We start from the raw sequence: 2,299 nt of genomic DNA on the forward strand, positions 1-2,299 counted from the left end.
GTCGGCAGGTCGTCGTCGAGTACGTCGCGTTCCTCGTAGCGGACGTCGCTGTCGAGATTCGCCGGCGTGCCGAGGTAGCCGTTGTCGAGGGCGATGACTTCGTTGTCCGTCGCCAGAGCGTTCGCCAGGTTCGATCCGATGAACCCGGCACCACCGGTGACAAGCACGCGCTCGTTTTGCATGGCAAATCGTACCCTCCCGTCTTCAAAATACTATATCGCGCATAACCGCGGGAGCGGTACGCAGATACGGATGCCGAGCGGGACGGTCCGGCATTCGGCCGTATTCGCCCCTCGGTCTCGTCGACGGAGCACCGCGGAACAGCCGCTGCGAGCGGTCGCCTTCGCACGGGTACCGGCTTCTCCGCACGGTCGTCGGACTCCCGTTAGATTGATAACCAGTGCGCGTTATCGATATAGTAGGGATACCGGTCGCGAGTGAATAACCAGTTTGTGTGCCAACAAATCAGTGTTATGCGCCCGGGTCCCTGTTTAAACGGTGAGACGCATCTCCGTCGCCCCGGCTCATACGTAAGCCAGCGGAGGCGCGAAGCCGACAGCTAGGCGACGGGAAGCGCGTTCGCGGGCGGCGCTCGCACGGAAGTCACGCCGACGTGAGCGGGAGAGCTCGACGCGCGCGCTCCGTCATCGACTCGTTCTCGTTGAGGTCGCGCAGGTCGGGGTGACCGTCGACCGACCCGTTCGGCTCGGGGTCCGTACCGTGGACGATAGCACGACGGGTCGCCATCCACTTCGCGTGTCGCACGAGGAACGTCACGGGATCTCGTCGAGTTCTAACGCGCGCGCAATGGAGTACCGGTGCTTCCCGCTTACGAGCAGGAGTTCACCGCCTCGCCCGATATCGACGACGATCTCGTTTTCCATAAAGCGGAGGAATCCCTCCTCACGCCGACTCGGCGGCATCAGTTCCCGGTAGCTGAGGCAGCCCCGACGCCGCATACTCCGGTAGATTTCCTCGACTCGACGGCATCGGGCGAAGACGTCTTCTCGCGAGGAACAGCCTTGCCAGACGTTCTGCCGACCGTATTCGAGGTATTCGATGACGCGCTGTACGAACCGCGTCTGCTCCCAGGGAACGTCGTCGACGAAGTGGGACTCGATCGCCCGATACAACAACCCCTCTTCGATTCGGTCCGCGTAGTACAGGTCCATCGGCGGGCCGCCGTGAGACGGCGTTTCGTCGTACGGCCGGCGGTCCCAGCATCCGCTCTCGACCCGTCCAAATGACGCCACGCGGTCGTGCCACGCGGGATACACTCGCGGTGTAAACCGACGAATTTGACCTGGGTCGACGCGTTCGATCTTGAACTGCTTGGGAGCGGCCGCCCGGTCGACGAAGTCCGTCGGCGAAAGGCGTTCGAAGATGGCCGGTGCGACGGCCCAGTAAAGCGGTCGAGTGAGACGCTCGCCTGCGGGCGGATCGAACACGGTCCGCTGCAGGAGGGTTTCGGCGGTGGTGCGAAGGAGGGCGGCCGAGTCGGAGAGTGAAGTCGGCGTCGAAGCCATTCGTCCCATGAGCGTTGAGAATCGGTTTGAATATGATTACATTAACTGCTCAACAATTTTCAGTATAAATGATTATCCGACGAAGATATCGTCCCGACCGGACACGGGCGGGGGTATTCATCGGTCCCTACTCAAGTGGGTAGCCGGCGTGAGGGTCTCCGATGCGGCTGGCTCGTCGAGCGCTCAGGATCGTCCGCGAAGACGGCGTCGGGACGCTCCTCCGAAAGGGACGCGTCCACGGCCCGTCGATGATCGGGAGTACGCTGTCAGACGGGATACAGGCGCTGAATCGAGTCAAGTACGAGGCGAAGGGCGGCGCGACCCGGATCACGGAGGCGGACTGGGACGACCTCATCATCCTCGACGCCTGTCGATACGACCAGTTCGAGCGGCTTCACTCGCTCCCCGGCGAGCTGGAGCCGCGGATCTCCGTGGGGTCGGCGACGCCGGAGTTCCTCGAACGGACCTTCGCGGGCGAGCGCCGTTTCGACACGGTGTACGTCACTGCCAACCCGATGTATCGACACGTCGGTCTCGACGGGGTCTTCCACGCGGTGGTCGAGGCGACGCGTGCGGCGCGAGAGGCGTATCCGAACAAGCGCGTCCTCACCCACTTCATGCAGCCGCACTACCCGTTTCTCGGAGAGACCGGCGAAGCGATCGCCCACTCGGGGATCGAGTGGACGAAGCGGCTGGTCGAGGAGGGCGAGTCCTCCCGCGACGACCCGACGGTGTGGACTCTCGCCTCGGCGGGCGAACTCGACGAGGAGACC

At 63.5% G+C, this 2,299-nt stretch carries 4 protein-coding genes and 1 pseudogene; 2 read left to right on the forward strand and 3 right to left on the reverse strand.

Going from position 1 to position 2,299, the window contains the following annotated elements; translation table 11 throughout:
- From DJ73_RS10110 to DJ73_RS20625, 3 genes are all read right to left on the reverse strand, one after another.
- Window positions 1–182, reverse strand: a 182-nt coding sequence (locus DJ73_RS10110; RefSeq protein WP_141212933.1) for an NAD-dependent epimerase/dehydratase family protein, incomplete at its 3' end; no start/stop codon positions are given.
- A 421-nt stretch (window positions 183–603) separates the two neighbouring features.
- On the reverse strand, window positions 604–777 hold the full coding sequence (locus tag DJ73_RS20320; protein ID WP_176451116.1) for a hypothetical protein: 174 nt from the start codon (window positions 775–777) through the stop codon (window positions 604–606).
- Window positions 774–1,172, reverse strand: a complete 399-nt coding sequence (locus DJ73_RS20625) for a hypothetical protein (RefSeq protein ID WP_141212934.1) — start codon at window positions 1,170–1,172, stop codon at window positions 774–776. The genes DJ73_RS20320 and DJ73_RS20625 overlap by 4 nt, the downstream gene beginning before the upstream one ends.
- A gap of 126 nt (window positions 1,173–1,298) precedes the next feature.
- Here DJ73_RS20625 and DJ73_RS20630 point away from each other — a divergent pair, with 126 nt between their 5' ends.
- Entirely contained in the window at window positions 1,299–1,508 is a 210-nt protein-coding gene (locus tag DJ73_RS20630) for a hypothetical protein (RefSeq protein ID WP_141212935.1), read from the forward strand.
- Window positions 1,509–1,687: 179 nt separating this feature from the next.
- Window positions 1,688–2,299, forward strand: a pseudogene (locus tag DJ73_RS10120) (hypothetical protein); the annotation flags it as partial.

The organism is Halorubrum sp. Ea1 (assembly GCF_002252965.1).
Lineage (GTDB): Archaea > Halobacteriota > Halobacteria > Halobacteriales > Haloferacaceae > Halorubrum.

Coding starts and splice junctions, on each gene's coding strand:
- DJ73_RS20625 (WP_141212934.1), bottom strand. CDS start 1,172: ATGGACCTGTACTACGCGGACCGAATCGAAGAGGGGTTGTTGTATCGG.